Here is a 5547-nt window from a genome sequence, read left to right as displayed (position 1 = left end):
CCTTCGTTGGCCAGCAGCACGGTCTTGCCATCGGGCGTGAAGCTGATCATGTCGGGCTGCGCGCCCACGGTGGCCGAGCCGAGCAGGACAAGGTCGCTGGCGCGGTACAGGGCCACGCGGCCCGGGTCGGTCTTGGTGGCGGCCTGCACGGCCACGGCCACCAGGCCGTCGTGCACGGCCACGCTGTTGATTTCGGCGCCCGGCAGCGCGAGCGAGGTGGCGGCGTCGATCTCGCCGACCTTCACCGGCTGGGCGGGCACGCGCAGGTCCAGCACGTCCACCTTGCCGGCCTGGGCGTTCACCACGAACAGGCGCCGGCTGGCCGCGTCGTAGGCGGGAATCTCCGCCGCTGACACGCCGAACTGGCCGGTGGCGTAGCCGCCGATCTTCTCAAGCTGGACGCTCAGGGGCTGCGACGCCGGGCCGCTGGGCTGTCCATCGCCACCGCCTCCGCAGGCCGCGAGCGCGGCGGTGGCGATCAGGGCGGCGGCGAAACGGCTCGGGGCGGGCCGGCGATTGGCGCGTGTCATCGAATCTCCTCGTGCAAGTCAGAACAAAGCACGAGGTTGTAGGCAGCGGACATGACGTCCGCGTGTCGTGTCGGTGGCGCCGGCGTGACGCCTACTGCCCGAAGCGCGGACCGTCCGTCAGAAACGCCCGTTCTTCGGCGGTGCTGTCGCGGCCCAGGGCCTCGTTGCGGTGCGGAAACCGCCCGAAGCGCGCCACGATGTCGCGGTGCAGCCGCGCGTAGCGCAGGTTGTCGTCCAGTTCTGCGTGGCAGAAGGCCGGCGCCTGTTCGCGCAGGCGCTCGAAGCGGCGCACGGCCTCGTCCTGCAGCTCCAGCGACTCGGCGTGCAGCAGCGGCATGTAGAGAAACACCCGGGCCACCACGGGCAGGCCTTCGTCTTCTCCCGCGGCGATGGCCTCCATCGTGAGGGCCTGGGCGCGCGGGTCGCCGGCGAAGGCGCGCGCCTGGCGCCGGAACAGGTTGCGCGTCAGCTGGTCCAGGAGCAGCACCAGGGCCAGGCGGCCCAGCGGCGTGGCGGCCCAGTCGGCCAGGCCGCCGGCCAGGGCCTGCTCCACCAGGGCGCCGTAGTGGCGCCGCAGTGCCTCGTCCTGCTCGGGGTCGAACCCGAACCAGAGCTGGTCGCGCGACTCGCTGGGCCAGCCGCGGGCCAGGCCGTCGCCGCACCAGTGGTCGAGCAGGGCCTGCGCCTCGGGGGGAATGTAAAGATCGTTCGCCATTTACGCCTTGCTACAGCTTTGACCGCACGTAGGGTGCGCCCGGTCCCGGGATTGTCTGTAATTCCAAGGCGGCAAACCGCCGTCGCTCCGGAGTCTCCCCATGAATACCGTGTCTCTCAGCCCCCGCCACCGCGCCACGCGCGGCCTGGTCCTGCTCACGCTGGCCGCTGGCGCCTGGGCCCTGTCGGGCACCGCCACGCAGGCCCAGGCCCGCGACAACGTTTACTGGTCCATCGGCGTCAACTCACCCGGCGTGAGTGTGGGGGTGTCCAACGCGCCCCCCGTGGTCTATGGCTACCCGTCCTACGGCTATCCGGTGTACGACCCCCGGCCGGTGGTGGTCTACCCGCGCCCCGTGATCGTTCACCCGCGACCGGTGGTGGTGCAGTCCTACCCGGTGTACGCCTATCCCCCGCAGTGGCGCCACGACCGCCCGCCCAAGCACTGGCGCAAGCACGGCTACCAGCGCGGCTACCAGCACGGCTACCGCGACGGCCGCCGCGGCGGCTGGGACGACTGAGGCGCGTCCCGCCCCGCCACCGCTTCACATCGCGCGGAAGCGGTCGGCGTAGAGGCGGCTGACCACGAAGGCCTCGTCCAGGCCGCGCAGCGTCAGCCGCCACTTGCCCGCCTCGTCGCGGGTCACGCGATCGATGGCGTCCACCCGCACCACAGTGCCGCGGTGGATTTGCCAGAACACCTCGGGGTCGAGCTGCGGCAGCAGTTCCTTCAGCGGCGTGCGGATCAGGAACTCCCGCCCGCCCGTGAGCACCCGCACGTACTTGTCGGCCGCTTCGAAGGCCAGCACCTCGTCGATGGCGACCCGCTGCACCGCCGCGCCCACGCTGGCCATGAGGTGGCGCAGGCGCGGCGCGGACGAGGGCGCACCGCCGAGCAGCGCGCGCAGCCCGGTCCAGTCGGGCGCGGCGCTGGCGCCGCGCGCGCGCAGTGCGGCCTGCACGCGCGCCACGGTGCGCTGCAGCCGCTCGGCCTGCACGGGCTTGAGCAGGTAGTCCAGGGCCTGGGCCTCGAACGCCTGCACCGCGAACTCGTCGTGCGCGGTCACGAACACCAGCGCGGGCAGCGGCTGCTCGGCGGGCCAGTCGTCGGCCAGGGTGGCGGCGGCGTCCAGGCCGCTCAGGGCAGGCATGCGGATGTCCAGGAACAGCACGTCGGGGCGCAGCGCCAGGGCCTGCTGCACGGCGCTTTGGCCGTCGCCCACGCTGGCGAGCACCCGCAGCCCCGGCCAGGCGCGCGCCAATTCGGCTTGCAGGGCTTGCGCGAGCAGGGGCTCGTCTTCGGCGATGAGGGCGGTGGCGTTCATGGGGTGTCGGGCAGGGGAAGGAGCAGCCGCGCCTGCGTGCCCTGGCCGGGTGCGCTGTGCCACTCCAGGCGCGCGGCCGCGCCGTGCAGGGCCTGCAGGCGCTCGCGCACCTGCGTGAGGCCGAAGCCCTCGCGCGCCGGGGCCTCGCTGCCCACGCCGTCGTCGCTCACGCTCAGGCACAGGGTGCTGCCCTCGCGTTGCGCGGCCACGCGCAGCTCGCCGCCGCGCGCGCTGGGCTCCAGGCCGTGGCGGATGGCGTTCTCCACCAGCGGCTGCAGCAGCAGCGCCGGCACGGGCAGCGGCGCCAGGGTCTTGGGCAGCTCCAGGCGCACGCGCAGGCGCGGGCCCATGCGCATGCTCATGAGGCTGAGGTAGTCGTCCAGCCGGGCGAACTCGTCGCTCAGGGTGTGCTGGCCGCCGCGCGCGTCGCTGCGCGAGGCCGCAAGCGTGGCGCGCAGGAAGTGGTTGAGCCGGTCCAGCATGTCGATGGCGCGCGGCGGGTCGGTGGCGATGAGGGCGCGCAGGTTGGCCAGGGTGTTGAACAGCATGTGCGGCTCCAGCTGCGACTCCAGCAGGCGCAGCCGCGCCTCGCTGGCCTGGCGCTGGGCCTCCTCCTGCGCCAGTCGGGCCATGGCCAGCATCTCGCGGCTGCTGAAGTAGTAGGCGCCGAAGGCGCCGAGGGCCAGCGACATGAGCAGGAAGCCGACGGTGGCGCCTGGCAGGTTGTTCGCGCTGGCCAGCAAGGGCCGGCCGAGCAAGAGGTTGCCCAGCGTCAGGCCCAGCGCGTAGCCCGCGAACACGGCCACCACCACCAGCACCGCCATCGGCCGAACGCCGGGCCAGCCTTGGGGCGAGAGCAGGTAGCGCCCGCCGTCGATGCCGGCCCAGATGCACAGGCCGATGAGCTGCGAGTACAGCAGGGTGGGGGCGAAGTGGTCGCCCTTGATGGCGCTGATCGCCAGTGCCAGCACGGTGTTGAACACCGCGGCGATCAATACGTGGCGCGCCACGGTGCGGGGGTTGAAAGCGGCCATGGGCGCAGTATGCCGGGCCCCCGCTCAGGGGCGCTGGCCGCGGTCGCGTTGCAGGCGCTCGCGTTCCCGGTCCATCCAGTGCTCGTACAGGCCGCCGCCGCCCAGGCGCACCCACACGGCCAGGCCGTGGATCAGCAGGCCCAGGCCCCAGCCCAGGGCGGGGTAGACAGCCCAATCGCGCCCGCTGCGCAGCGAGAGGTAGACCAGGCCGGCGTTGACGGCGAGAAACACCAGGGCGTGCAGGGTCCAGCCCATGCGGGCGGCCACGCGCCGGCGCGCGGTGCGTTCGAGGTCCTTGTCAATCGAGAGGGTGTTCATGGCGGGTTCTCCGGTGGGTGGGGGGATGGGTGAAGGTCATAGCAGCCCCAGCCACTGGCCCCAGACCAGTTGGCCCAGGTAGCGGCTGGGCAGCAGCGTGAGGGCGCCGGTGACGATGCAGGCGCTGAGGTACAGCGCGATCATGGTCAGCCGGTGCGAGCGGATGCGTCCGTGCCGCAGGTGCCAGAAGGCCAGGGCCAGCGTGCCCAGGGTGATGGGCACCAGCAGGTGGATGGGCGTGTAGCCGGCGAGGTTGGGCAGGCGGAAATCGCGGATGAACACGGCGGTGATGGCGACCATGAGCATCAGCGTGACCCAGGCGTAGCCGGCCGCGCGGTGCAGCACCGCGCGCGGGTGGCCGGCGCGGCGCGCCCACAGCGCCACCGGCCCGATGGCCAGGGCCGCGAGCGCGGCGCTGAGGTGGATGGCGATGACGGGGGTGAGCTGCATGGCGGTCTCCGGTGGGCGGGGGAGACCGCACTGTCGGCCGCCGGCCCCGCGTGCGCCACGGGGCTGAGACGAAACGGCGCGGGTGCGCCGTGAAACGCCGCCGCAGCGGCGCGAAATGCCCGCGCGAGGGAGCCCGCGCGAGGCGGTCAGCGCAAGAGGCTCGCGCGCGAGGCCGGGTCGGGAAGGCCGGGTCGAGAAGGGCGGGGCGAGAAGGGCGGGGCGAGTGGGGGGCGCCGGCCGCCCGGCCCTCAGTCCGCGGCGCTGCCGCGCGGCTGCAGGCGAAACACCTGCACCGCCTGGTGCATGACCTCCGCCTGCGACTGCAGCGAACTCGCGGCCGCGGCGAGCTGCTCCACCATGGCGGCGTTCTGCTGCGTCACCGAGTCGAGCTGGCCCACGGCTTGGTTGATCTGCGCGATGCCGCTGGATTGCTCGCGCGTGGCGTGCGTGATGTCGCCGATGAGCGCGTTGACCTGCTCCACCGCGCCCACCACCTGGGTCATGGTCTGGCCGGTGCCGTGCACCAGTTCGCTGCCGCGGCGCACCTGGTCGGCCGAGTCCTCGATCAGGGCCTTGATTTCCTTGGCCGCGTCCAGCGTGCGCTGCGCGAGGTGGCGCACCTCGCCGGCCACCACGGCGAAGCCGCGGCCCTGTTCGCCAGCGCGCGCGGCCTCCACCGCCGCGTTGAGCGCCAGGATGTTGGTCTGGAACGAGATGCCGTCGATGACCTGGATGATCTCGCCGATGCGCGCCGAGCCGCGGCTGATCTCGCCCATGGTGGTGACCACCTGCGACATGGCGCTGTTGCCTTCGCGCGCCACCGCGGCCGCGCGCTGCGCGAGCTGGGCCGCCTCCTGCGCGGTGCTGGCGCTCTGGGCCACGGTGCTGTTCATCTGTTCCATGGATGCGGCCGTCTGCTGCAGGTTGCCGGCCTGCGCCTCGGTGCGAGAGGACAGGTCGTGGTTGCCGCTGGAGATCTGGTGGCTGGCGACCTGCACGCCCTCGATTTCGTGGCGCACGTCGGCCACCACCGCCTGCAGGTTCACGTTGAGCTGGTTCAGCGCCACGGCGAGGTCGCCGAACTCGGCCGGGCCGCGCAGGGCCAGGCGCGAGGTGAGGTCGCCCGCGGCCATGGTGTTGGCGAAGCGAACGGCCTGCGCCAGCGGCTGCACGGTC

General features: G+C 72.8%; 8 protein-coding genes. 1 reads left to right on the top strand and 7 read right to left on the bottom strand.

All coding sequences use genetic code 11. The annotated features are described in order from the left end of the window. Both BGO22_RS20255 and BGO22_RS20250 read right to left on the bottom strand, forming a co-directional pair. Positions 1-530 (bottom strand): choice-of-anchor I domain-containing protein (locus BGO22_RS20255; protein WP_502686487.1); only part of this gene is annotated, 530 nt, incomplete at its 3' end. A 91-nt stretch (positions 531-621) separates the two neighbouring features. Beyond that, a complete protein-coding gene (locus BGO22_RS20250) occupies positions 622-1245 on the bottom strand; it encodes a DUF924 family protein (protein ID WP_070400590.1) in 624 nt (207 codons plus the stop codon). 100 nt (positions 1246-1345) lie between these two features. On the opposite strand from BGO22_RS20250, the gene BGO22_RS20245 reads away from it, so the two are divergent. Then, positions 1346-1765 (top strand): hypothetical protein, encoded by a 420-nt coding sequence (locus BGO22_RS20245; RefSeq protein WP_139147106.1) that lies wholly within the window; start codon positions 1346-1348, stop codon positions 1763-1765. A gap of 24 nt (positions 1766-1789) precedes the next feature. On the opposite strand, the gene BGO22_RS20240 is transcribed toward BGO22_RS20245, so the two are convergent. The 5 genes from BGO22_RS20240 to BGO22_RS20220 form a co-directional block, all read right to left on the bottom strand. Beyond that, positions 1790-2569 carry a LytR/AlgR family response regulator transcription factor gene (locus tag BGO22_RS20240; RefSeq protein ID WP_070400589.1) on the bottom strand — a complete coding sequence of 260 codons (780 nt, stop codon included), beginning with the start codon at positions 2567-2569 and terminating at the stop codon, positions 1790-1792. Continuing rightward, positions 2566-3603, bottom strand: a complete 1038-nt coding sequence (locus tag BGO22_RS20235; RefSeq protein WP_070400588.1) for a sensor histidine kinase — start codon at positions 3601-3603, stop codon at positions 2566-2568. Before BGO22_RS20235 ends, BGO22_RS20240 begins: the two co-directional genes overlap by 4 nt. A gap of 24 nt (positions 3604-3627) precedes the next feature. Continuing rightward, positions 3628-3921, bottom strand: coding sequence for a 2TM domain-containing protein (locus BGO22_RS20230; RefSeq protein ID WP_070400587.1), 294 nt, complete (start codon positions 3919-3921; stop codon positions 3628-3630). Positions 3922-3957: 36 nt separating this feature from the next. Then, a complete protein-coding gene (locus BGO22_RS20225; protein WP_070400586.1) occupies positions 3958-4371 on the bottom strand; it encodes a DUF2306 domain-containing protein in 414 nt (137 codons plus the stop codon). Between the two features lie 248 nt (positions 4372-4619). Beyond that, positions 4620-5547, bottom strand: a 928-nt coding sequence (locus BGO22_RS20220) for a methyl-accepting chemotaxis protein (protein WP_286852291.1), incomplete at its 5' end; no start/stop codon positions are given.

This window comes from Hydrogenophaga sp. 70-12, from assembly GCF_001897365.1.
Taxonomy (GTDB): domain Bacteria; phylum Pseudomonadota; class Gammaproteobacteria; order Burkholderiales; family Burkholderiaceae_C; genus Hydrogenophaga; species Hydrogenophaga borbori.
Note: the sequence above shows the minus strand (reverse complement) of the source record. Positions and strands in the feature narration are given on the sequence as shown.

Excerpts from the sequence above, each read along its gene's own strand:
- BGO22_RS20240 (WP_070400589.1), bottom strand. The coding sequence starts at position 2,569 with ATGAACGCCACCGCCCTCATCGCCGAAGACGAGCCCCTGCTCGCGCAA.
- BGO22_RS20235 (WP_070400588.1), bottom strand. The coding sequence starts at position 3,603 with ATGGCCGCTTTCAACCCCCGCACCGTGGCGCGCCACGTATTGATCGCC.
- BGO22_RS20225 (WP_070400586.1), bottom strand. The coding sequence starts at position 4,371 with ATGCAGCTCACCCCCGTCATCGCCATCCACCTCAGCGCCGCGCTCGCG.
- BGO22_RS20250 (WP_070400590.1), bottom strand. The coding sequence starts at position 1,245 with ATGGCGAACGATCTTTACATTCCCCCCGAGGCGCAGGCCCTGCTCGAC.
- BGO22_RS20230 (WP_070400587.1), bottom strand. The coding sequence starts at position 3,921 with ATGAACACCCTCTCGATTGACAAGGACCTCGAACGCACCGCGCGCCGG.
- BGO22_RS20245 (WP_139147106.1), top strand. The coding sequence starts at position 1,346 with ATGAATACCGTGTCTCTCAGCCCCCGCCACCGCGCCACGCGCGGCCTG.